The sequence below is a fragment of the Arthrobacter sp. P1_B9 genome (assembly GCF_056406495.1).
Genome location: NZ_JBFUAA010000002.1, coordinates 208,724 through 231,045, shown reverse-complemented (window position 1 = coordinate 231,045; position 22,322 = coordinate 208,724). Strand labels below are relative to the sequence as shown.

The 22,322-nt window shown below is 67.3% G+C and carries 19 protein-coding genes; 9 read left to right on the top strand and 10 right to left on the bottom strand.

Going from position 1 to position 22,322, the window contains the following annotated elements; translation table 11 throughout:
* Positions 1 to 136: 136 nt before the first annotated feature.
* Positions 137 to 787, top strand: a complete 651-nt coding sequence (locus tag AC1D1A_RS03550) for a DUF2461 domain-containing protein (protein ID WP_476947153.1) — start codon at positions 137 to 139, stop codon at positions 785 to 787.
* 8 nt (positions 788 to 795) lie between these two features.
* On the opposite strand, the gene AC1D1A_RS03545 is transcribed toward AC1D1A_RS03550, so the two are convergent.
* The 7 genes from AC1D1A_RS03545 to AC1D1A_RS03515 all read right to left on the bottom strand — a co-directional run bounded on the left by AC1D1A_RS03545 (position 796) and on the right by AC1D1A_RS03515 (position 9,483).
* Entirely contained in the window at positions 796 to 1,401 is a 606-nt protein-coding gene (locus AC1D1A_RS03545; RefSeq protein WP_028276965.1) for a TetR/AcrR family transcriptional regulator, read from the bottom strand.
* A 140-nt stretch (positions 1,402 to 1,541) separates the two neighbouring features.
* A complete protein-coding gene (locus tag AC1D1A_RS03540) occupies positions 1,542 to 3,098 on the bottom strand; it encodes an amino acid permease (protein WP_459385461.1) in 1,557 nt (518 codons plus the stop codon).
* A 174-nt stretch (positions 3,099 to 3,272) separates the two neighbouring features.
* Positions 3,273 to 3,683 carry a DUF779 domain-containing protein gene (locus AC1D1A_RS03535; protein ID WP_223913736.1) on the bottom strand — a complete coding sequence of 137 codons (411 nt, stop codon included), beginning with the start codon at positions 3,681 to 3,683 and terminating at the stop codon, positions 3,273 to 3,275.
* A gap of 16 nt (positions 3,684 to 3,699) precedes the next feature.
* Complete coding sequence (gene adhP / locus AC1D1A_RS03530) at positions 3,700 to 4,710, bottom strand: alcohol dehydrogenase AdhP (RefSeq protein ID WP_476851259.1); 1,011 nt, start codon at positions 4,708 to 4,710, stop codon at positions 3,700 to 3,702.
* A 163-nt stretch (positions 4,711 to 4,873) separates the two neighbouring features.
* Positions 4,874 to 6,397 (bottom strand): acetaldehyde dehydrogenase ExaC, encoded by a 1,524-nt coding sequence (exaC, locus tag AC1D1A_RS03525; protein ID WP_230008636.1) that lies wholly within the window; start codon positions 6,395 to 6,397, stop codon positions 4,874 to 4,876.
* A gap of 145 nt (positions 6,398 to 6,542) precedes the next feature.
* Complete coding sequence (locus AC1D1A_RS03520) at positions 6,543 to 7,922, bottom strand: GAF domain-containing protein (RefSeq protein ID WP_476851253.1); 1,380 nt, start codon at positions 7,920 to 7,922, stop codon at positions 6,543 to 6,545.
* A gap of 115 nt (positions 7,923 to 8,037) precedes the next feature.
* Positions 8,038 to 9,483, bottom strand: coding sequence for an FAD-dependent oxidoreductase (locus AC1D1A_RS03515; protein WP_476855629.1), 1,446 nt, complete (start codon positions 9,481 to 9,483; stop codon positions 8,038 to 8,040).
* A 151-nt stretch (positions 9,484 to 9,634) separates the two neighbouring features.
* Here AC1D1A_RS03515 and rarD point away from each other — a divergent pair, with 151 nt between their 5' ends.
* The 4 genes from rarD to AC1D1A_RS03495 all read left to right on the top strand — a co-directional run bounded on the left by rarD (position 9,635) and on the right by AC1D1A_RS03495 (position 13,536).
* Positions 9,635 to 10,639, top strand: coding sequence for an EamA family transporter RarD (gene rarD, locus AC1D1A_RS03510; protein WP_476859354.1), 1,005 nt, complete (start codon positions 9,635 to 9,637; stop codon positions 10,637 to 10,639).
* 92 nt (positions 10,640 to 10,731) lie between these two features.
* The gene (locus AC1D1A_RS03505) at positions 10,732 to 11,136 is read left to right on the top strand and encodes a DUF7793 family protein (protein WP_223913730.1); all 405 of its coding nucleotides are present in this window, start codon (positions 10,732 to 10,734) and stop codon (positions 11,134 to 11,136) included.
* Complete coding sequence (locus AC1D1A_RS03500; RefSeq protein ID WP_476859353.1) at positions 11,123 to 12,655, top strand: putative bifunctional diguanylate cyclase/phosphodiesterase; 1,533 nt, start codon at positions 11,123 to 11,125, stop codon at positions 12,653 to 12,655. Before AC1D1A_RS03505 ends, AC1D1A_RS03500 begins: the two co-directional genes overlap by 14 nt.
* A gap of 50 nt (positions 12,656 to 12,705) precedes the next feature.
* Positions 12,706 to 13,536: a class I SAM-dependent methyltransferase gene (locus AC1D1A_RS03495; RefSeq protein ID WP_476863705.1), complete on the top strand. Its 831-nt coding sequence runs from the start codon at positions 12,706 to 12,708 to the stop codon at positions 13,534 to 13,536.
* Here the strand turns inward: AC1D1A_RS03495 and AC1D1A_RS03490 are convergent.
* Positions 13,503 to 14,375 carry a universal stress protein gene (locus AC1D1A_RS03490; RefSeq protein ID WP_476947152.1) on the bottom strand — a complete coding sequence of 291 codons (873 nt, stop codon included), beginning with the start codon at positions 14,373 to 14,375 and terminating at the stop codon, positions 13,503 to 13,505. The two genes, AC1D1A_RS03495 and AC1D1A_RS03490, sit on opposite strands and share 34 nt — an antisense overlap.
* Before the next feature lie 192 nt (positions 14,376 to 14,567).
* On the opposite strand from AC1D1A_RS03490, the gene AC1D1A_RS03485 reads away from it, so the two are divergent.
* Positions 14,568 to 15,344 (top strand): AMIN-like domain-containing (lipo)protein, encoded by a 777-nt coding sequence (locus AC1D1A_RS03485; protein ID WP_476947151.1) that lies wholly within the window; start codon positions 14,568 to 14,570, stop codon positions 15,342 to 15,344.
* A 191-nt stretch (positions 15,345 to 15,535) separates the two neighbouring features.
* Here the strand turns inward: AC1D1A_RS03485 and gabT are convergent, their stop codons facing one another.
* Positions 15,536 to 16,900: a 4-aminobutyrate--2-oxoglutarate transaminase gene (gene gabT / locus AC1D1A_RS03480; RefSeq protein ID WP_476947150.1), complete on the bottom strand. Its 1,365-nt coding sequence runs from the start codon at positions 16,898 to 16,900 to the stop codon at positions 15,536 to 15,538.
* 77 nt (positions 16,901 to 16,977) lie between these two features.
* Positions 16,978 to 18,408, bottom strand: coding sequence for a gamma-aminobutyraldehyde dehydrogenase (locus tag AC1D1A_RS03475; protein WP_476947149.1), 1,431 nt, complete (start codon positions 18,406 to 18,408; stop codon positions 16,978 to 16,980).
* 146 nt (positions 18,409 to 18,554) lie between these two features.
* On the opposite strand from AC1D1A_RS03475, the gene AC1D1A_RS03470 reads away from it, so the two are divergent.
* The 3 genes from AC1D1A_RS03470 (at position 18,555) to AC1D1A_RS03460 (ending at position 22,126) form a co-directional block, all read left to right on the top strand.
* Complete coding sequence (locus tag AC1D1A_RS03470) at positions 18,555 to 19,997, top strand: PucR family transcriptional regulator (protein ID WP_079550035.1); 1,443 nt, start codon at positions 18,555 to 18,557, stop codon at positions 19,995 to 19,997.
* Positions 19,998 to 20,156: 159 nt separating this feature from the next.
* Positions 20,157 to 21,449 (top strand): MFS transporter, encoded by a 1,293-nt coding sequence (locus AC1D1A_RS03465; protein WP_476947148.1) that lies wholly within the window; start codon positions 20,157 to 20,159, stop codon positions 21,447 to 21,449.
* Positions 21,446 to 22,126 carry a FadR/GntR family transcriptional regulator gene (locus AC1D1A_RS03460; RefSeq protein ID WP_476947147.1) on the top strand — a complete coding sequence of 227 codons (681 nt, stop codon included), beginning with the start codon at positions 21,446 to 21,448 and terminating at the stop codon, positions 22,124 to 22,126. Before AC1D1A_RS03465 ends, AC1D1A_RS03460 begins: the two co-directional genes overlap by 4 nt.
* Positions 22,127 to 22,322 lie beyond the last annotated feature (196 nt).

Below are 22,322 nucleotides of genomic sequence, written 5' to 3'. Positions count from 1 at the left end.
GGTGACCGGCATTCGGTGACCGCTGGAGCCAACAAAACGCCCCGCCACGGACTCCCGTGGCGGGGCGTTTTGCGGTTATCCACATGGGTGCGCGTGCCCCTCGCCACCGTGTGCCGCGGCTCCGTAGGATTTGGGCATGACCGCATTCGCTGGCACTCCATTCGCAGGCATTCCAAGTGACGCCTTCCGGTTCTATGCCGATCTTGAACAGAACAACAACCGGGACTGGTGGCTCGAACACAAGCCGGTCTACGAGGCCGCGGTGAAGGGGCCGCTGACCCAGCTGCTGGCCGAGCTCGAGCCACGCTTCGGACCGGCCAAGCTCTTTCGCCCCAACCGGGATGTCCGGTTCTCGCCGGACAAATCACCCTATAAGACCGCGCAGGGGGCCTTCGCGGCGGTGGACGAAGGCGTGGGCTTCTATATCCAGCTCAGCGCCGACGGCCTCCTGATCGGCGGCGGCTGCCACACCCACACTCCGGCCCAGCTGGCACGCTTTCGCGGTGCCGTAAACGATCCCGACAGCGGCGATGCCCTGCAGGCGATCGTGCGGAAGGTCGAGGCGGCAGGGTTCGCGGTGGAGGGCGAACGGCTAAAGACGGTGCCGCGGGGCTTCGACAAGGACCATCCCCGGGCGGAGCTGCTCAAGCACAAATCCCTCACGGCCGGCGTCAACGTGGGCCAGCCCGGCTGGCTTACCGGTCCCGGGGCGGTGGAGGAATTGGCACAGCGCTGGGAGCAACTGCGCCCCCTCGTGGAGTGGGAGGGCCGCTACGCTGCTCCCTGAGGTTCTGCTCAGATGTGCTGGCCGTCGGTGGCGAGGCGCCTGTCGAGGTTGTTGAAGAAGACCAGCATCATCAGCTCAAAGGCCTTGGTGGCTTCCTCTGGCTGGTTGTTGACGACGAAATCGAACTGCAGCCCGTAGAACGCGGCCGTGAACAGGCGGGCGTCGGTGTCGGCGAATTCCGGCTGGATGCCCTGGATGACCAGCCAGTCCCGGGCCTTCTCGTGCAACATCCGGAAGTGCTCCTGCGCTGTGCCGCGCGGCACCGCCGCCACAATGTCCTGCGCCGTGGCCTCAAATTCAAGCCGGGCCAGGTGCCGGTTGCGCTGCGCCATGGTCCACTGCCAGGACTCAAGCAGAAAGGCCCGCCACGCGTCCCGGTCGATGTCCCTGACGTCGGTGGCGCGGATGCTGTCCAGCCGGGATTCGATGCCGCGGATGATCTCGTTGATCAGCTGTTCGCGGTGCCCGAAGTGGTAGACCAGGACGTAGCTGCTGACACCCAGCCCGTCGGCCAGGCCGCGAAACGTCAGCTCCGCCAGGGTCTTGTCCATGAGGTAGTCGAGAATTGCCGACAGCAACTCTGATTTGCGTTCCGGTCTTGCTGGGCGGGCCATGTGTCCATCTTAGGGAGCGCCGCCCTGACGGAGCGGCGCCCGAACGCCGAAGTCGCCGGAGCCGTGCGGATACGCCGGAAATTTCCAGCGTATTCGCACGGCTCCGGCGACTTCGATGCGGGGGCCCGATCGCTCCCTTCTCAGGAGCGGGTGAGCGCGTCCTCGTTGTCCTCCGCGGGCGCTCCCGCCACGCTGGCCGTGCCGTTCACCGAGGCGCGGGCCTCCGCGAACTTTTCATTCAGCCGGGAGTGGCGCTGGCCGTAGGCGAAGTAGATCGCAATACCGATCACGAGCCAGATGGCGAAGAAGATCCAGGTTTCCACGGCCAGGTTCGTCATGAGATACAGGCACAGGACCGCAGAGACGACAGGGAGCACCTTGCCAAACGGGACACGGAAGGCCGGCTTCAGGTCCGGGCGCTTCTTGCGCAGCACCAGTATGCCAAGGCTCACCATCACGAAGGCGGACAGGGTCCCGATGTTGATCATTTCCTCGAGCAGGTCCACGTTGGTCAGGCCGGCGACGAGCGCCACTCCGGCGCCGCAGATGATCTGCAGGCGGGCCGGCGTCCCCCGCACCGAGCTGGTCTTGGACAGGGAGCGCGGAAGCAGGCCGTCGCGGCTCATCGCGAGCACCACGCGCGAGAGGCCCATGAGCAGCACCATGATCACGGTGGTCAGGCCCACGAGGGAGCCAAAGGCAATGACCTTGGCGGCGTCGGTGTTGCCGACCGCCTCGAAGGCGGTGGTGAGCGTCGGGTTCTTGGCCTCAGCCAGCTGGGTGTAGGAGACCATGCCGGTCAACGCCAGCGACACCAGGATGTACAGCACGGTAACGATTGCCAGGCCGCCGAAGATGCCGCGGGGCAGCGTCTTCTGCGGGTTCTTGACCTCTTCGGCCGAGGTGGCGACGACGTCGAAGCCGATGAAGGCGAAGAAGACCAGGGCTGCGCCGGCGAAGATACCGAGGGTTCCGTACTGGGCCGGGGCGGCGCCGGTCAGGAAGCCGAAGAACGACTGCTTGAGGACATCCGCGGTTCCGGTGCCTCCGGTCGGCTCGGAGGCCGGGACGAACGGGGCGTAGTTCTCGAACTTCACGTACGTGAAGCCGACGACGATCACGAAGAGGACCACCGCGATCTTGATGAGCGTGAAGATGTTGCCGACGCGGGCGGAGAGCTTGGTCCCGAGGACCAGCAGCACGGTGAAGATGGCAACGATCAGGAAGGCGCCCCAGTAGAGGTCGACGCCGCCCAGGGAGATCGACGGCGGAATGTCCACGCCCATGAGCGCAAAGACTTTGCTGAGGTAGATGCCCCAGTACTTCGCAATCACGGCGCCGGCAGTGAAGAGTTCGAGGATCAGGTTCCAGCCGATGATCCACGCCAGGATCTCACCCATGGTCGCGTAGGTGAAGACGTAGGCGGAGCCTGCCACCGGAATGGCCGTGGCGAACTCGGCGTAGCACATGATGGCGAGCGCGCAGGTGACGGCGGCGATCGCGAAGGAGATGGTGACGGCGGGGCCGGCAAAGTTCGCGGCGGCCTTGGCGCCGACCGAGAAGATCCCGGCGCCCACGGCAACCGCGACCCCCATGATCATGAGGTCCCACGTGCTTAGCGTGCGCTTCAGCTTGCGTCCGGGTTCATCGGCGTCGGACATGGACTGCTCGATGGATTTGGTCCGGAAAAGGTTCATTAGGAAAGTCCGCAATCTCGATAACTGGGGTGGAAACAGACCTATCCATCTTAGAGTCCATCCACTGGACGGCCATTTTTATCCCACATAGTGAGACGCAAAAGCGGGCCGTGCAGGTTTATCCTGCACGGCCCGCTTGCGCGCAGCTGCTCCGTTTCAGACCACCCAGGCCGCCTAGACCGGCCAGTTTTCCATCAGCGTCGAGCGGATCAGGAACCGCTTGCCTTCCGGCGCTTCTACCGAGAAACCACTCCCCCGGCCAGGAACGACGTCGACAGTCAGGTGCGTGTGGCTCCAGTAGTTGAACTGCTCCCGCGACATCCAGAATTCCAGCGGCTGGGGCCGCAGCCCGTCGGAAATGTCGAACAGGCCGAGCAATACGTCCGAGTCCCCCGTGATGAACTCCCCGGCGGGATAGCACATTGGCGACGAACCGTCGCAGCAGCCGCCGGACTGATGGAACATCAGCGGTCCGTGCTGCACCCACATTTTGAGCAGCAGTTCCACCGCCTCCGGGGTGAGAGCCACCCGGGAGAAGTCCTCCCCGGGGAGGGTCACGGCGGCGTCGAGCTTTGTCGCTGGCATCAGAGTCCGTCCTTCATCAGTACTTGATGACCACTCGGCCGTCGATCTTGGCGTGCTTCATCTCGTCAAGAACGGCATTGACCTCGGAGAGTTCCCTCGTGGAGACCGTGGGGTGGATCTTGCCCTGGGCGTAGAACTCGAGCGCCTCCTCCAGGTCCTGCCGGGTGCCCACGATGGAGCCGCGGACCGTCAGGCCCTTGAGCACAATCTCGAAGATCGGCGCCGGGAAGTCCCCCGGCGGCAGCCCGTTGAACACGATCGTTCCGCCGCGCCGCGCCATCCCGATGGCCTGCCCGAATGCTGACGGGTGCACTGCCGTGACCAGGACTCCATGGCAACCTCCGGTTTCGCGCTGAATAACTTCGGCCGGATCCTCGTGCAGGGCATTGACCGTCAGCTCGGCGCCGTGCTTCTTGGCCAGGGCCAGCTTGTCATCGGCGATGTCCACAGCCGCGACCCGCAGGCCCATCGCTACGGCGTACTGGACGGCGATGTGGCCGAGGCCGCCGATGCCGGAGATGGTGACCCACTGGCCGGGCCGGGCTTCGGTCATCTTCAGGCCCTTGTAGACGGTCACGCCGGCGCAAAGCACCGGAGCCACCTCGACGGGGTCCGAGCCGGCCGGGATCCTGGCCGCGAAGCGGCTGTCGACCAGCATGTACTCGCCAAAGGAACCGTCCACGCTGTAGCCGGCGTTCTGCTGGGCCTCGCACAGGGTCTCCCAGCCCGTGCGGCAGTACTGGCAGTCGCCGCAGGCGGACCAGAGCCACGCATTGCCGACCAAATCGCCGATGGCAAGGTCCGTGACGCCCTCGCCGAGGGCGACGACCTCGCCGACGCCTTCGTGGCCGGGAATGAACGGCGGGGACGGCTTGACCGGCCAGTCTCCCTCCGCGGCGTGCAGGTCGGTGTGGCAGACCCCGGTGGTCAGCACCTTGACCAGTGCCTCACCGCGGCCCGGCACGGGAACGGGGAGGGTCTGGATCTGGAGGTCCCTGCCGAATTCGGTAACTACCGCGGCTTGCATTGTCGTCGTCGTCATTGTCGTCGTCATGGCGAAATCCTTGCGTCATCAAACTTGGGTGTGGCTAAAGGGCGTGTGCAGTGAGCCGGCGTCCCTCCGTGTAGGTGCACAAGTGGTGCGGGCGGGGCGGATCATGCGCGATCCGCCCCGCCCGGGTCAGTGCGGCTTAGAAGAAGCCGAGCTTGTTCTCGTTGTAGCTGACCAGGAGGTTCTTGGTCTGCTGGTAGTGGTCCAGCATCATCGAGTGGTTCTCGCGGCCGATGCCGGAAGACTTGTACCCGCCGAACGCGGCCCCTGCCGGGTAGGCGTGGTAGTTGTTGACCCACACGCGGCCGGCCTGGATCTCGCGGCCGGCGCGGTAGGCGACGTTGCCATTGCGGGACCAGACGCCGGCGCCCAGGCCGTACAGGGTGTCGTTGGCGATGCCCATGGCGTCGTTGTAGTCGCTGAAGCGGGTCACGGAGACAACCGGGCCGAAGATTTCCTCCTGGAAGATCCGCATCTTGTTGTGGCCCTCGAAAATGGTGGGCTGGACGTAGTAGCCGCCGGCCAGGTCTCCGGGCATTTCGGCCCGGGCACCGCCGGTGAGCACCTTGGCGCCCTCCTGCTTTCCGATGTCAATGTAGGAGAGGATCTTTTCCAGCTGGTCGTTGGAGGCCTGGGCACCGAGCTGGGTTTCGGTGTCCAGCGGGTTGCCCTGGATGATTTTCTCCACCCGGGCCACGGCGTCGGCCATGAAGGATTCGTAGATGTCTTCCTGGATCAGGGCGCGCGACGGGCAGGTGCAGACTTCACCTTGGTTGAAGGCGAAGAGCGTGAAGCCCTCCTGGGCCTTGTCGTAGAACGCGTCATTGGTGTCCGCGACGTCGTTGAAGAAGATGTTCGGGCTCTTGCCGCCAAGCTCCAGCGTGACCGGAATCAGGTTCTGGCTGGCGTACTGGCTGATCAGGCGGCCCGTGGAGGTTTCGCCGGTGAAGGCGATCTTGCGGATGCGGGGGCTGGAGGCCAGTGGCTTGCCGGCCTCGACGCCGAAGCCGTTGACCACATTGAGGACACCGGCCGGCAGCAGGTCGCCGATGAGTTCCATCAGCACCAGGATCGAAGACGGCGTCTGCTCGGCCGGCTTCAGGACGACGGCGTTGCCGGCGGCGAGGGCCGGGGCGAGCTTCCAGACGGCCATGAGGATCGGGAAGTTCCAGGGGATGATCTGGCCGACGACGCCGAGCGGCTCGTGGTAGTGGTAAGCGGTGGTGTCGTCGTCGAGCTGGGACAGCCGGCCCTCCTGGGCGCGGACGGCGGAGGCGAAGTAGCGGAAATGGTCGGCGGCGAGCGGAATGTCGGCGTTGAGGGTCTCGCGGATCGGCTTGCCGTTGTCCCAGGACTCGGCGACGGCGAGCATCTCGGTGTTCTCATCGATCCGGTCGGCAATCTTGTTCAGGATCGCGGCACGCTCGGCCACGGAGGTCTTGCCCCAGGACGGTGCAATCTTGTGGGCGGCATCCAGCGCCAGTTCGATGTCCTCGGCGGTGCCGCGGGCCACCTCGCAGAAAGCCTTGCCGGTCACCGGGGTGATGTTCTCGAAGTACTGTCCCTTGACCGGCGCAACCCACTCGCCGCCGATCCAGTTTTCGTAGCGGTCCTTGAAGGTGACCTTCGAGCCCTCGGTTCCGGGCTGGGCGTAAACAGTCATTGCTAGCTCCTTTGCTGTGCAAGATGGGGGGCTGCAAGGCGCTTCCGGCCCCCGTTGCACCCAGCGTAGGCGCGTGAAGGTTGCAGTCAGGTTGCAACCGGAGTGAGCCAGGTCACTGGCGGGGCATTCCGGCGGTCCGCGACGGTCAGGCGCTTAGCTCGCGGTCCAGCCGTTCCAGATCGGCGACGACGGCGGCGCGCTTGGGCGAGCGCGGCGCCAGCAGCTTCAGCGCGGCGATGCGGACGTCGACGTCGTCCTTTGCTTCGGGCAGCGCGGCGTATTTCAGGAGCGATTCCGCGCTGCCGTCCGTCAACAGGGCCTCGCGCATCAGCGCGGAGACCCTGGCCCGCAGCTCCACGATGCCGGGGGCCTCGGAGCGGGGCAGCACGGCGCCGCGGTAGATTTCCAGCGCTATCCGGTGGGCGCCGCGCTGCAGGCAGTCCAGCACCTGTCCGGCGTCGGGGACCAGGTCCAGCGGCAGCCGGTAGGGGCGTGATTGCGGCACGGCATCGGGGTTGAGCTGCTGAAGTACCTTGCGCAGCCGCACCATCTCGGCGCGCAGCGTCATGGTGGAGGCGTCCCCGGGGTACAGGAGGGCGCAAAGCTCCTCGGCATTCAGCCCCGCCGGGTGGGTGCTGAGCAGGGCCAGGATCTCGCTGTGCCGGGCGGACATGGCCACGGTGCGGCCGTCAATGCTGAGCAGGGCCTGGTCGCGGCCGAGCAACTGGAGGCTGTTGCGGTAGAGGCTGCTGGCGCCCGGTCCCCCGGCCGTTTTCGGCGTCGAGTTCCGCCGCCTGGACGGCGAGGACTGGCCGGCGGCGGCCAGCTGCAGCCGCTCGACCCGTAGATGCGCCTGGGCCGCGGCGACCGTCGCCTCTACCAGCGACAACGTATGCGGGGCCACGGCCGACTCCGTGCCGGTGATGTCCACGACCCCCAGCAGGGCGCCGGAATCCGGATCGTGGAACGGCACCGCCGTACAGCTCCACGGATGCACGGAGCGCTTGTAGTGCTCGGCGCCGGAGATCTGGATTCCCCGGCCCAGGGCCAGCGCGGTGCCGGGGGCGCTGGTGCCGACCGTCGCCTCGGACCAGTCGGCGCCCGGGACGAACATCATGCCCTCGGCCCGGCGCTGCAGGGCGGCGTCCCCTTCCACCCAGAGGAGCCTGCCGACCTCGTCACCCACGGCTACCAGCATTCCGCTGTCGTGGCTGGGCAGGACCAGGAGCTTGTGGATCACGGGCATGATGGCGGCCAGGGGGTGCTGGCGGCGGTATTCTTCGAGTTCCTCGCGGTCCATGGCCAGCGGCGCCTCGGGGTTGTCCGGGTTGGCCTGCAGCCGGACGGAGCGCTGCCACGATTCCTGAATCAGGGTGCTGATCCCGGGCAACTGCAGGCCCTCGGAGAACGCCATTCCACGGGAATCCAGCTGCTCATGGCCCGCGCTGGCATATTGCTGGCGCAGCGCTGCGGTGACTCCGCCTGCCGGCGGCAACAGTGCTGCGGGATGGACCAGTTTCCTCATTGAACTCCCACCGGACGGGCTCGACGGCGTGCCGAAGGCCGCCTCGTCCGGCCCAGTCTAGTTCCGCGCGGGGCGTTTGGAAACGCACCGGCCTGCCGCCTCAGGCTGTCACAGCCTAGCCGCGGGAAATCTCGATCATGTCCTCGCGCGGCACCACCTTGATGCGCTCCCGTTCGATGCCGTTGGCGGACTCCGCCGCGGACCACTCGGCGCCGAGGGCGAGCTCGTGGGCATCGAGCTTGATCCACCCTTCCCACGTGGTGTACTCGATGCCGCGCTCCTGGAGCAGGTCGATGATGGCCTGCGGGTCCGGGTTCTGCGCCGGCGGCAGCGTCAGCCGGTCCTCCAGCAGGAAGCCGATGGTCTCCAGCGCGTCGCCCTTGGTGTGGCCGATCAGCCCGACGGGGCCGCGCTTGATCCAGCCCGTGGCGTAGATTCCGGGCACGGGGTTGCCCTCGGCGTCGAGCACGCGGCCGCCTTCGTTCGGGACGACGCCGCGGCGGGCATCGTATTCCAGCTCATCCAGCGGCGAACCGTGGTAGCCGATCGCGCGGTAGACGGCCTGGACCGGGTAGTCGAGGAACTCACCGGTGCCCTTGACGTTCCCGGTGCCGTCCAGCTGCATGCGTTCGAACTTGATGCCGGCGACCTTGCCGGGGTTCGCGGCGTCGTCTGTTGTTCCATAGATTTCGACGGGGCTGTGCAGGAAGTGCAGGTGCAGCCGGCGCGAGGACGGTTCCTCGGCCTCGGCGTGCTCCTCGACGAGCCAGTTCGTGAGGGTGTTGACCATGGTCCGGATCTGGTTGTTGCTGCGAATGGCCTCGTCCGAAGCCTCGTCGAATTCGAAGTCCTCTGGATACAGGACGATGTCCACGTCCTTGGCATGGCTGAGTTCGCGCAGCTCCAGCGGCGTGAACTTCACCTGGGCCGGGCCGCGGCGGCCAAACACGTGGACGTCGGTGACCGGCGAATCCTTGAGCGCCCGGTAGACGTTGTCCGGGATTTCGGTGACCAGGAGTTCATCGGCGTGCTTGACCAGCATGCGGGCCACGTCGAGGGCCACATTTCCGTTGCCGATCACCGCAATCTCCTTGGCCTCCAGCGGCCATTCCCGCGGCACGTCCGGGTGGCCGTCGTACCAGGAGACAAAGTCGGCCCCGCCGAAGGATCCCTCCAGGCCAATCCCGGGAATATCCAGGTCCGCGTCCTTGATGGCGCCGGTGGAGAAGATGACGGCGTCGTAGAACGCGCGGAAGTCATGCAGCGTCAGGTCCCGGCCATAGGTGACGTTGCCGAGGAACCGGATGTCGCCGCGGTCCAGGACCTTGTGGAGCGCGTTGACAATGCCCTTGATCCGCGGATGGTCGGGGGCCACTCCGTAGCGGATGAGGCCGTAGGGCGCCGGATACGCCTCGAAGAGGTCGATGCTGACCTGGAAGGCGCCGTCCTTGACCTCATTGGACTTCGTCAGGATGTCCGCGGCGTAGACACCGGCCGGGCCGGCGCCAACAATCGCGACACGGAGGGGACGGGAGGATGTGGATTCGGCCGAGTTGGACACCGGGAGCCCTTCTGAGTCTTAGGGACAGCGCCAGTAGTTACAGCGCACAGGCCCCCATTCTAAATGTGACCGGCCCGCTCGCGCTCCGATTGGCAGGAATAGGCGCCGCGCAGGTGGTGTTATTGGTCTTGTGTCTAAGCCCGAAGGATCCTTGTCCCCCGCCCCATTGACAGCGCCGGCCGGCCCGGCCGCTGGGGCGGGGCCGGCGCCGGCCCGGCCGGGCGGACCGGCACCGGTGGACAAGGACACGACGGCGGGAATCCTGTTCGGTATCGGCGCCTACGGGCTCTGGGGGCTGCTGCCCCTGTACTTCTACGTCCTGCATCCGGCCGGTGCGGTCGAAATCGTCGCCAACCGGGTGGTCTGGTCCCTCCTGTTCTGCGTCCTGCTCATCACCGTCACACGGTCCTGGCGGGTGCTGGCTGCTGCTTTCCGGGACCGCACGGTGATTGGGCCGCTGTCCATCGCCGCTGCCCTGATCGCGGTGAACTGGCTGACGTACACCTACGGCGTGACCACCGGCCAGGCTGTCGAGGCCTCCCTGGGCTACTTCATCAACCCGCTGGTCTCCGTATTGCTGGGGGTCTTCGTCCTGAAGGAGAAGCTGCGGCCGCTGCAGTGGGCCGCCGTCGGCATCGGCTTCGTGGCCGTCGGGGTGCTGACGGTCTCCTACGGCAAGCTCCCCTGGATAGCACTGACACTCGCGCTGAGCTTTGGCCTGTACGGATTCGTCAAGAAGCGCGTGGGCCCGCGGGCGGAGGCGATCACAAGCCTTACCGTGGAGACGATCGTCCTGGCGCCCGTAGCTGCGGCCACCATGATCTTCCTCGCGGTCAGCGGGTCGGCAACTCTGGCCGGAAACGGTGCGGGCCATTTCTGGCTGCTGGTGGCGTCGGGCGTCATCACCGCGGTGCCCCTGCTGTTCTTCGGCGCGTCCGCCCGCCGTCTGCCGATGACCACGATCGGGCTGCTGCAGTACTTCGCGCCCGTCCTGCAGTTCATCGTGGCGCTCGTCGTGTTCAAGGAAACCATGACACCTGACCGGTGGGCCGGTTTCGGCGTCGTCTGGCTGGCGCTGCTGGTACTGACCGTGGACATGCTGCACACGGCCCGGAAGAACTCCGTGACCCGGAAACGGGCCCGCGCCGCCGCCTAGCACTACCCCCCCGGCGGGTTGGCGGCCTGCTTACCCCTGCCGCCGTGCGTTAGTGTCATCATGAAGGGGACATGTCGGGGCGAAATTGAGGATTGCTGGTGCCACAAGAGGATCGTGAAACTCAGGGCGGGCGCGACATCTCGTCCCTGGACTTCGACAGCAACGGCATCTTGCGCCTTCAGTGGGCCCGCGGCGTGGTGATTGATGCCCCCAACGCCCAGCTGGCCATGGATCGTGTCAATGAGTTGTGCGGCGGCCGGCCCACGCCGCTGCTGATCGACATGGCCACCACGGAGTCCGTCAGCCGGGCCGCCCGGGCCGTGTTCGCCAAGCACTGCGACGCCTCGGCAATCGCGCTCCTCGGCTCCTCCGCCGTGGACCGGGTCCTCGCCAACTTCTTCCTCGGCGTCAATTCCGCGCCGGTTCCGACACGCTTTTTCACCAACGGTGAAGAGGCGGTCCGCTGGCTGACCTCGCAGGGCCATGACGGGGCGTGATGATGACCGCCGCCTCGAGGACCTCGTGGACGGCATCGTCGTACTGTCCTCGGGCGATCTGTCGAACCGGCTGCCGGTCTCACCGGCCCGGGACGGGATAGACGCAGTCACCACCGGCATCAACCTCCTGGCCGAAGAGCTTCAGAGCATGTACGAGGACCTGGAAGTCCGGGTCGCCGAGCGGACCGCGCTCCTGGAGGCGGCCAAAGCCGAACTCCGGCGCGTCATCAACACCGATGAGCTGACCGGCCTGGCCAGCCGCTCGCTGCTGCAGGAAAAAGTGGCCGAAGCCGTTGCCGGGGCCGGCACGGGACGCCAGCCGGCCCTGATCCTGATGGACCTTGATTCCTTCCGGCTCATCAACGACAGCCTCGGCCACGCCGCCGGGGACGCCGTGCTGCGCGAGACGGCCCTGCGGCTTAGCGCCGCGGCCGGACCGGGCCACTTGATCGCGCGCCTCAGCGGCGATGAATTCGCGGTGCTCGTCGCGGACCAGGACACGGAGTCCGTGCTGCAGACCGCTGCCCGGCTCGGCGAATCACTGAAGGACAGAATCGTTGCCGGCGGTGTGGCGGTCGCCCTCACGGCCGGCACCGGTGTCCGGCTGGGGGAACCGGGCCTGCGAAGCGAGGAACTCATCCGCGATGCCGACATCGCCATGCACGAGGCCAAGAAACGCGGCAGGGACACCCTCCTGGTGTTTTCCGCGGCCATGCACGAGGCCGCCAAGCAGCGGGTCCACCAGGTGGCGGAGCTGCGGACGGCACTGGCGATGGACCAGCTCGAGCTGGAGTACCAGCCCATCATGGACCTGCGCACCGGAGCGATCGCCGGCGCCGAGGCCCTGATCCGCTGGCGCCACCCCGCCTTGGGCCTGCTGGGGCCGGATACCTTCCTCGACGCCGCCGACGAGGCCGGGCTCACCGTGGAAATCGGCCACTGGGTGCTCCGGAACGCCATCGCACAAACCGGCCGCTGGAAGTCAGATCCGGGGCTTTCCGCGGACTTCAGCACGCACATCAACCTCTCCCCCGCGGACCTGCACCACGTCGATCTGGCACCCTACGTCGAAGGCCTGCTGGCCCAGCACGGCGTCGAGCCCCTCCATATTTCGATCGAAATCACCGAAACCGCGATCATGCGCGGCGGCCCCGAGGTGGCCGCCACCATGCAGTCACTCAATGACCTCGGCGTCCGGATCGAGATCGACGACTTCGGCACCGGCTATTCCTCCATCAGCTACCTGCGCACGCTCCCCGCCGCGCAGGCGAAGATCGATAAGTCCCTGCTCGACGGGCTGACCACGGACCGGCAGCAGGAAACCTTCGTCGCCGCCATCCTGCAGCTGATCCATTCGGCCGGGCTGGGCGCCGTCGCCGAAGGCATCGAGGACAGGGAGCAAGCCAACAGGCTGCGGCAGCTGAACTGCGAATTCGGCCAGGGCTATTTCTTCAGCCGCCCGCTCCCGGTGGCGGACATGACGGACCTGCTCGGGCACAGAGACGGCGCCGTCGCGTGAGCGTTCCGGCGGGCAGACGCAAGACAGGAACACGCAAGACAGGAAAACGCGTGCACAGGGTGGCAGACACTGTCCGGCTCGCGGCCAGGGTTGCCGTGCTCTCCCTGCACCGTCCGAGCCGCCCGGACCGGCGCTGGGATGCCTTCTGGCGCGGCGTGTCCCAGGGGTCCCTCCGGGAACCGGTCATTTGGGACGCAGCCCCGGGCGCCGGGAACGAAGAGATCCGGCACCACCTGCAGGTGATGGCCGGCGCGATGGACACCAGCCTTCCGGTGATCGATCTCGGCTGCGGGAACGGCACCATCACACGGCGACTCACCGCCATCTTCGCCTCGGTCCTCGGCGTCGACGTCTCACCCCAGGCCGTGGCAGCCGCGCATTCCGCGCAGCCGCAGGTCGCTGGCCTCAGTTTCCGGAGCCTGGATGCCACGCAGCCGGCCGCGGCGGCTGCGCTGGCGCGCGAACTCGGCGACGCCAACGTCTTTGTCCGCGGCGTGCTCCATGTCCTCAGCCGGCGTCGGCAGGCACGCCTCGCAGGCTCCATCGAAGCACTCCTGGGAACCCGGGGCAGGATCTACCTCGTCGAAACGAACGTCCCGGGCGGCGCCCTGAGCTACCTGAGGGAACTCGGCGCCACCGGCAAGCGGATCCCGGGACCGCTCCGCCAGGCCATTGCCTCGTTGCCGAAACCGGGCCACTTCGGTGCCGGGCAACGCTCCCGCGTGTTTCCCCCGGACCGCTGGACCCTCATCGCGGAGGGACCCACCGTCCTGAAGACGGTGCCGATGGAGGCCGGTGGACCGCCCAGCAACATTCCCGCGTATTGGGCGGTCCTGGCCCCGGGGCCTCAGACCTCCGGGAAGGCATCCACCCGCTGGTAGTCGCGCGGGACCACGACCATGGGAACGGGGAGCGCCCGCAGCACCTTGAAAGCCGTGCTGCCAATGAACAGTTTGTGCTTCTCCGCCAGGCGGGAGGACCCGACGATCATGACCTCGCCGTCGTCCCATTCCAGGTCATCGATCGCTTCCTCGATCGTGCGGCCGTGGGCGACCTCCACGCTGACGTGGTGGCCCTCGGGCAGACGGTGCGCGGCGGCAGCGAGGACGGTGTTGGCGTGGATGTGGGCGGCGTTGACGTTCTCCCCGCCGTCCCCCTCGACGTCCAGTTCCACGAGGGAAACCAGCCGAAGTGGCACCCCGCGGCGCTCGGCGGATTCGATCGCGACGTCGATCGCCGCCTCCGCTCCGACGCGCTGGCCCATCGCGAGGGTCAGACGCGTGATGGCTTCGGTATGGCGGTAGCCGCGCGGCGCCAGTGCCACCGGAACCGGGGCAGCGTGCAGCAGGGCGTTGGCCACGTTGCCCACGGTATGGCGCTTGAACAGGCCGCTGCTGGCGGCACCCACCACGATCAAGCCTGCCCTGTACTCGAGTGCGGCCTCAATGAGGCCGGCCGCGAACGATTCTGCCTGTCGGACATGGAAGTGCGCCTCCAGCCCCTCAGGGACCAGTTCCATTCCCTGGCGTTCCGCTGAGCGGATCTGCTGCTCCGCGGCGCTGACCTGGTTTCCTTCCGGATTCATCGCCACATAGGGCGTGTGCCGATCCACCACATAGACCAGGTCGAGATGCGCTCCCTGCGCGCGGGCCATGGCTGAGGCCAGGGCAACGGCGTCCGCACCACGTTCGGTGGGTGTATAGCCGACTACGTATCGCATGTATGAACCCCTTTTGGGTCTGGGGCAGATGCCAGCTGCGCCCCGGGGGTTCCGGGCGACGTCGGCCGGTCTGCGTTCCTGCAGTGGATAGGAACGACTCTAGTCCAGCGGAACCTCAAAAAGGTGGTGACTTATTACCCTGACCAGCACAATCTTCCGGACCTACGCTGGAATGGTCGAGGGGAGCGCACCATGGACGCCATTCGCAACGGACGGACGCGGGCCGCGGGACTGGGAACCCTGACGCTCCTGCTGGTCCTGACTGCCTGCACGCCGCCGGCCCCGCAGCCCTCCGCCGGCAGCCAGCCGCCGTCGCAGTCCCCGACCGCCTCCGCCGGCCCGACCGCCAGCCCGTCGCCGTCGGCAACCGGGGATGCCGACGAAACGGCACCGCCGCAACCAGGCGACAAGGTGATCTCCTCCACGGTCACCCACGACTGGTCCGTGCCGGGGCCAACCACCCCGTTCCATACGGACCACAAGAACCCTGTGCCGATCGCGCCCCCGCCGGCGGCACCGCTGCCGACGCTGTCCGCCATCGGCGCGGGCCAGCACCCCTCCGACGCGCCGCCGTACGACCAGTTGAGCTTCCGGTTCACCGGTGGCTTCCCCAGCTACGACGTCGAAATGGTCCCCGAACTCGTCGACGACGGCAGCGGCCTGCCCATCCCGATGCCCGGCACGGGAACCCTCCTCGAGGCGACCTTCCGCGGGGCCCAGTCACACACCGCGGACGGCACGGCCAGCACCGTGACCAGTGCGCCGCCGCCGGCAATCGGATACCAGGCGCTCACCAGCTACGCGCCGGCCGGGGACTTCGAGGGCGTGCTGAGCTACGGGATCGGCGTCGGCCGTCCGATGGGCACGATTCCGGAAACGAAGGTGCGGGTCACTGAGGTGGAGAAGATCGAGCAGGGCCAGCACCTGTACGTGGTGGCGATCCAGCTGGACGCGACCGCCTGGAAGTAGGACCGGATGCAGGGCCCGGATGCAGGGCCGGACAAGCCAGGGCCCGGATGCAGGGTCGGAAAAGCCAGGCCGGAAACAGCGGAGGAGCCACGGACATGGTGTCCGCGGCTCCTCCGCTGTGTAGCCCGTTTTCGGGTAGCGCCGGCTCGCCGGGAAAGGATCGCCTTCCCGGCAGCTCATTGGGCCTTGGGCTAGGCGTTGGCCTTAATGGCCGCGGCCAGGACCCCGAGGCCGTCCAGCAGCAGCTCGTCGCTGATGACCAGCGGCGGCAGCAGCCGGATGACGTTGCCGTAGGTGCCGCAGGTGAGGATGATGACACCCTCCTTGAGGCAGGCTGCGGCGACGGCCTTGGTCAGCTCCGGGTTCGGCTCCTTGGAACCGGCCTGGACGAGTTCAATGGCCAGCATGGCGCCGCGGCCGCGGACGTCACCGATCACCGAACCGTCAGCAAGCTCAGCGGCGAGTTCGCGCAGCTTGCCGAGGGCGATCTCTTCAATGTGCTTGGCGCGGCCGTTGAGGTCGTACTGCTCCATCGAGCCGATCGACGCCAGCGCTGCTGCGCACGCCACCGGGTTGCCGCCGTAGGTGCCGCCGAGGCCGCCCGGGTGGACGGCGTCGAGGAGATCGGCGCGGCCCGTGATGGCGGAGAGCGGCATGCCGCCGGCGATGCCCTTGGCCATGGTGATGATGTCCGGGATAACACCTTCGTGGTTCACGGCGAACCATTCACCGGTGCGGCAGAAGCCGGACTGGACCTCATCGGCGATGAACACGATGCCCTTGTCCTTGGCCCAGTCCGCCAGCGCGGGCAGGAACCCGTCGGCGGGGACAATGAAGCCGCCTTCGCCCTGGATCGGTTCGATGATGATCGCGGCAACCTGCTCGCCGCCGATCTGCTTCTCGATCATGGTGATGGCGCGCTTGGCGGCCTCGGCACCGGTGATCTCCGGGTTTTCCTCACGGAACGGGTAGCTCATCGGCATGCGGTAGACCTCGGGCGCGAACGGGCCGAAGTTGGTCTTGTAGGGCATGGCCTTGGCGGTCAGCGCCATGGTCAGGTTGGTGCGGCCGTGGTAGGCGTGGTCGAACGCGACGACGGCGTCCCGGCCGGTGGCCAGGCGGGCCACCTTGACGGCGTTTTCGACCGCCTCGGCGCCGGAGTTGAACAGCACCGTGCGCTTTTCGTGGTCGCCCGGGGTGAGGCGGTTCAGCTGCTCGGCGACGGCGACATAGCCCTCGTACGGCGTGACCATGAAGCAGGTGTGGGTGAAGTGCTCCACGGCTTCCTTCACGGCGCCGACGACGGCGGGGTCCGAGGCGCCGACGCTCGTCACGGCGATGCCGGAGCCGAGGTCAATGAAGGAGTTGCCGTCGACGTCGTGGATGATGCCGCCGTCGGCGTCGGCCACGAAGACCGGGACGCTGGACGCGACGCCGGCGGCGACGACCGCCTTGCGGCGTTCGGTCAGGGCGACGGACTTGGGGCCCGGGAAGTCGGCCTGGACGCGGCGCTTCTGCTCGAGCCGGTAGGTGATGTCATGTGCGGTGGTGGTCATGGGAAGGCCTTCCTAAGCGTGCGGTTGAGGCGCGCGAGTTATGCGTCAGGTTGAGGTGGCAGCGTTATGCGTCGGCGTTATGCATCTAATGCAGACATGACGTGCTTGATTCGGGTGTAGTCCTCCACGCCGTACATGGACAGGTCCTTGCCGTAGCCTGACTGCTTGAAGCCACCGTGCGGCATTTCGGCGGTGAGGAGAATGTGGGTGTTGATCCAGACTGCGCCGAAGTCGAGGTCGCGGCTCAGGCGCATGGCGGTTCCGTGGTTCGTCGTCCAGACGCTCGAGGCCAGGGCGTAGTCGACGTCGTTGGCCAGCTCCACGGCCTCGTCCTCGGTGCTGAACTTCTGCACCGTGATGACCGGGCCGAACGTTTCCTTCTGGACGATGTCATCGCTCTGCTTGGCGCCGGTGACGATGGTGGGCTCGAAGAAGAAGCCCTTCTCGCCCGCGCGGTGGCCGCCGGTCTCGATCTTGCAGTTGGCAGGCAGGTGCTCGACAACTGAGGTGACCGCGTTGAAGTGGTTGACGTTGTTCAGCGGGCCGAAGTAGTTGTCTTCGTCGTTCTGCGAGCCGGTGTGCAGGGTCTTGGTGTGCTCCACCATGGCGGCGACGACGTCGTCGTGCACCGAATCCTGGACGAGGACGCGCGTAATGGCCGTGCAGTCCTGGCCGGCGTTGAAGAAGGCGAACTCGGCGATCGCCGCGGCGCTCTTCTTGATGTCGGCGTCGGCGAACACAATGGCCGGGGCCTTGCCGCCGAGTTCCAGGTGGGCGCGCTTGAGTCCCTTGGCCGCACCCGAGGCGACAGCGATGCCGGCGCGGACGGAACCGGTGATGGAGACCAGGCCGGGGACCTTGTGCTCGACCATCATGGCGCCGGTTTCGCCGGTGCCCAGGACAACGTTCAGGACGCCGGCCGGGAAGATCGCACCGGCGAGCCGGGCCAGCACCAGGGTGGATTCGGGGGTGGTGTCCGAGGGCTTGAGGACCACGGTGTTGCCGGCAGCCAGGGCAGGCCCGATCTTCCAGATGGCCATGAGGAACGGGTAGTTCCAGGGGGCCACCTGCGCAACAACGCCGATCGGCTCGCGCCGCACGTAGGAGGTGTGGCCTTCGAAGTACTCGCCGGCGGACTTGCCTTCCATGATGCGGGCGGCGCCTGCGAAGAAGCGCAGCTGGTCGGCGCCCGCGGCCACTTCCTCGGAGGCGATCAGGGAGCGGACCTGGCCGGTGTTGCGGTGCTGGGCCTCCACGAACTCGTCGCTGTTGGCCTCGACGGCATCCGCCAGCTTGAGCAGCATGAGCTGCCGCTGCCCGGGCGTGGTGTGCTTCCAGGTCTTGAACGCGTTCTTGGCTGCCGTCATGGCGGCGTCGACGTCGGCCTGCACCGAGATCGGCGCCTGCGCCACCACGTCACCGTTGGTGGGGTTCACGATGGGCAGCAATCCTGTGCCGGCGGGGGTGACAAACTCGCCGTTGATGAAGTTCTGCAAGGTTTGAACCACGGTGTACAACCTCTTTCTTACTGCCAATGACGGATGTGTGACTGGTCACGAGCCTATGCCAGCAGGTCAAGGCAGGGAATAGGCACCTGCACACCATCCCCGCAGAACTTTAGTGCGCTTGACCAGCACCCGGCTATTCTGAATCCATGGCCATTTCACTCGCAGCTCTACTGGGAGTTCCGTCCCTGAATCTCACCAAGGCCGGACTCGCCGAAACCACCTGGCACCAGGACATTCTTTGGGTGGCCGTCACCGAACAGGAGGATCCGCAGCGGTTCCTCAATGGCGGCGAACTCATCCTGACGACCGGTATGCGGCTCAAAAGTGCCGCGGAGCAGCGCCGGTTCGTGCGTCAGGTCCAGCGGGCAGGCGCGGTGGGCATCGGGTTCGGGGTCGGCCTGACGCACGACGCCGTTCCGCCGGCCCTGATCGCCGAAGCCAACCGGTGGGGGCTGCCGGTGGTGGAAGTGCCCTACGAGACACCGTTCATCGCGATCGGAAAGCTCGTGGCCGACGCCCAGTCCGCGGACCACCTGGTCAAGCTTGAGCGGCTCATCGCCGGGCACCAGATCCTGGCCCGCGCCCTGCTGACGGGCGGCGGCCTGGCCGAGCTCCTGAAACACCTGGGGTCGATGCTGCGCACCGAGATCGTCCTGACCCAGTTCACCGCCCAGCTGTACAACAGCGTTGCGGGCCACCCGGCGCCCAAGGCCGAGGGTTGGGCGTCCTATCCCATCCCCACGGGACGCCGCGACGCCTGCACCCTGTGGGTGAAGCAGCCGTTCGAGGACACGGGCATCGTGGGCTACGCCCAAAACCTGATCAGCGTTGAGCTCAACAACATGGTCAAGCAACGGCAGGCGCAGCGGGCGCTGGCGGGCCAGGTCCTCGACGACGTTATCCACGGGACGCTGGAGGCGTCCGAAGCCACCCGGCGCCTGGCCGGCGTCGGCATCAACAGCACCCGCAAGAACGTGGTCCTGCTCGCCGAATCGGCCGCCCACCAGAAGCAGTTGGGCAGCTCTTCGCTGCCCCAGCCGCTGGCCGCGGCGGTCGGCTCCGTCGTCGGGAAGGACCTCGTGGTGGTGGTGGCCGACGACGGCAGCGGCGCGAGCGCCCTTGCCCGCAGCCTCAGCGACCACCTCGCCGAGGCCGGGATCCATGCCACGATCGGCATAGGCGGGGCGTACACCAAGCCCAACGGCCTGCGCTGGAGCTATTTCGAGGCCCGTGACGCGGCCAGCCACGGGCTGCCGGTCAACGAGCCCGAGCGGCTGAGTCTGACCTCGCTGCTGCTCGCGAGCGAGGACGTTCCGCTGGCGGACATGGCCAACGAATCACTGAACCCGCTGCGGGCCTTCGACGCGGCGCACGGCGCCGAACTCATGGCCACGCTGGAAAGCTACCTCGGCAACAACGGCTCGGTGGCGGCCGTCGCCGAGGAACTGACGCTGCACCGCAATACGGTCCGCTACCGGCTGGCGCAGATCACCGAACTCACCGGATACGACCCCGCGCAGACAGCGGACCGGGTGCAGCTCTGGCTCGCGCTCGCGGTGCAGCGGCTCAGCGCCCGGCATCCGCGCTGACGGCGCTTCTAGTCCGGCCCGCAGGCAACGCGGGGTCACTTAGCGCCCATTGAGCGGCCCGGGATGGGCGCTAAGTGACCCCGCGTTGCTTTCTGTCACTTGCAGAGATATTCGCCACTAAAGGCTGAGTCTCAAACATCAAACGTCTAACCTTTAGCTATGACTAGCAGCACGGCGGTTTCCGCACTTTCCCAGACAGCTCCACCCGGCGCGGTCCGCCCGCGGGGCGTGATCGTGGCCGGCGTCGTGGCGCTCGTGCTCATTGGGCTCAACCTGCGTGCCGGCATCACCGGCGCCGCCGCGCTTTTCCACGACCTGCAGGCTGTCCTCGGCTACGGCCCGCTGATCGCAGCGCTGCTCCCCTCGATCCCCACGCTGTGCTTCGCGGTGGCCGGCGCTGCCACGTCCTGGCTCACCCGGCAGCTGGGGCTGGAAAAAGCCATCCTGCTCTCCCTCGTGATGCTGGCGGCCGGGCTGCTGCTCCGCGGCGTCCCGTCCACCGGGATGCTGTTGGCCGGCACCGTGGCGGGGATGTCCGGGCTGGCCATCTGCAACGTGGCCATGCCCTCTTTCATCCGCGTGCACTTCGCGGACCGCACGTCCCTCATGACCGCCGTCTACACGCTGACCATGACCACAGGCGCCACTGCCACCGCCGTGCTGATCGTTCCGGTGGCCCAGGCCCTGGGCTCGCCGTCGGCGGGCGTCGGCGCGATCGGATTCCTGGCCCTGGGGGCGTGCCTCGGCTTCCTCCCGATCGCGGTGCACGCTCACCGCAACGCATCCCCCGGCAAGGCCGCCCGGGTTTCCCCGTGGCCCCTGCTGCGGACCCGCACCGGCGCGATGATCACGCTGGGCTTCACAGTGCAGGCGCTCCTGGCCTACGCCGTCCTCAGCTGGTTCCCCTACATGCTGGCCACGACGGGGCTCTCCGCGTCCGACAGCGGGCTGATGTTCGGGCTCATGCAGCTCGTCTCCGTCCCCGCCGGCATGGTGCTGGTGGCCATCGGATCACGCCCCCGGATGCTTCGGACCGCGTTCTATCTGGCCACCGTGACCATGGCCCTCGGCGTCCTCTCGATGCTGGTCGTGCCGACGGACTGGGCTCCTTTGACCGCGGTGCTGCTGGGATTCGGACTCGGCATTTTCCCGCTGGTCATGGTGATGATCAGCCGCAGCGGCCGCAGCACGTCCGAGACCACCGCGCTGTCCACCGTGGCCCAGTCCGCCGGGTATCTGCTGGCGACGCTCGGCCCGTTCGGCATGGGCCTGCTGCACAGCGCCACCAATTCCTGGACGTTGCCGTTGGCCCTGCTGCTGGCCGTGGCCCTCGGCCAGATCGCGGTGGGCCACCTGCTCTCGGCCGGACCGAAGGAGCTGCGGGCCAAGGAACTGGCAGCCAAAAAGCTGCGGGCCACCGCCCCGCACGCCCCGGAAGGAACCCGGCGATGACACTCACAGCTTCGCACCGGCCACCGCTGGCGGAGGAAGTCACTGCCAAGCTGCGGGCCCTGATCCACTCGGGCGAGTGGCCGCTGCAGCAGCGCATTCCGGCCGAACCTGAGCTGATGGCCGCCTTTGGGGTCTCCCGTGGCACCCTGCGTGAGGCCATCAAAGCGCTGGCCCACAGCGGAATGCTCGACGTCCGCCGCGGGGACGGCACGTATGTCCGCGCCACGAGCGAGATCGCAGGCGCCACGCAGCGGATGTATGAGGACCACTCCCAGGAGCACATCCTCGAGGTCCGGGTCGGGCTGGACACCCAGGCGGCCAGGCTCGCTGCACGCCATGCGACAGCCGACGACCTCACCGCCCTGCGCGGTTTGCTCACTGCCCGCCGTGCCGCCTGGCTCGCCGAGGACTACGCCGCGTGGGCCCGGGCAGACTGGGACTTCCATGCGCGCGTGGCGGAGGCGTCCGCCAACCCGCTGCTGCATGAGCTGTATGTCAGTTTCGGCAGCGTATTCCACAACGACCTGCTCCGCCAGCAGCGTCGGGGAGGCTTCAACGGCCTGCCGCACGAGGGCCACGACGAACTCGTGGCCGCAATTGCCGCCCGCGACGAGGCGGCCGCCGTCGAAAGCGTCACCCGGAACCTGAATTCCTGCGCGGAATGGCTCCAGGACTAACCCAAGGCTTTCCCAAGGTGCGCGGAAGATGCTCTGTCTCAGTGGCGGCCGCCACCCGCGCACCGGCCTAGCGGCCAGGCGGGTTTCCGTCATCATCGGCGCCAGCGCCGAGCCCGGACGGCCGGCCCCTGCGCCCAGCAGCAGGGGCCGGCTCGGCCGAGACACCCGGTTCCGCCGCTGCCCATTAGGGTCTTAG

Coding starts and splice junctions, on each gene's coding strand:
- AC1D1A_RS03550 (WP_476947153.1), top strand. CDS start 137: ATGACCGCATTCGCTGGCACTCCATTCGCAGGCATTCCAAGTGACGCC.
- AC1D1A_RS03545 (WP_028276965.1), bottom strand. CDS start 1,401: ATGGCCCGCCCAGCAAGACCGGAACGCAAATCAGAGTTGCTGTCGGCA.
- AC1D1A_RS03540 (WP_459385461.1), bottom strand. CDS start 3,098: ATGAACCTTTTCCGGACCAAATCCATCGAGCAGTCCATGTCCGACGCC.
- AC1D1A_RS03535 (WP_223913736.1), bottom strand. CDS start 3,683: ATGCCAGCGACAAAGCTCGACGCCGCCGTGACCCTCCCCGGGGAGGAC.
- adhP (WP_476851259.1), bottom strand. CDS start 4,710: ATGCAAGCCGCGGTAGTTACCGAATTCGGCAGGGACCTCCAGATCCAG.
- exaC (WP_230008636.1), bottom strand. CDS start 6,397: ATGACTGTTTACGCCCAGCCCGGAACCGAGGGCTCGAAGGTCACCTTC.
- AC1D1A_RS03520 (WP_476851253.1), bottom strand. CDS start 7,922: ATGAGGAAACTGGTCCATCCCGCAGCACTGTTGCCGCCGGCAGGCGGA.
- AC1D1A_RS03500 (WP_476859353.1), top strand. CDS start 11,123: ATGACGGGGCGTGATGATGACCGCCGCCTCGAGGACCTCGTGGACGGC.
- AC1D1A_RS03490 (WP_476947152.1), bottom strand. CDS start 14,375: ATGCGATACGTAGTCGGCTATACACCCACCGAACGTGGTGCGGACGCC.
- AC1D1A_RS03485 (WP_476947151.1), top strand. CDS start 14,568: ATGGACGCCATTCGCAACGGACGGACGCGGGCCGCGGGACTGGGAACC.
- gabT (WP_476947150.1), bottom strand. CDS start 16,900: ATGACCACCACCGCACATGACATCACCTACCGGCTCGAGCAGAAGCGC.
- AC1D1A_RS03470 (WP_079550035.1), top strand. CDS start 18,555: ATGGCCATTTCACTCGCAGCTCTACTGGGAGTTCCGTCCCTGAATCTC.
- AC1D1A_RS03465 (WP_476947148.1), top strand. CDS start 20,157: ATGACTAGCAGCACGGCGGTTTCCGCACTTTCCCAGACAGCTCCACCC.
- AC1D1A_RS03460 (WP_476947147.1), top strand. CDS start 21,446: ATGACACTCACAGCTTCGCACCGGCCACCGCTGGCGGAGGAAGTCACT.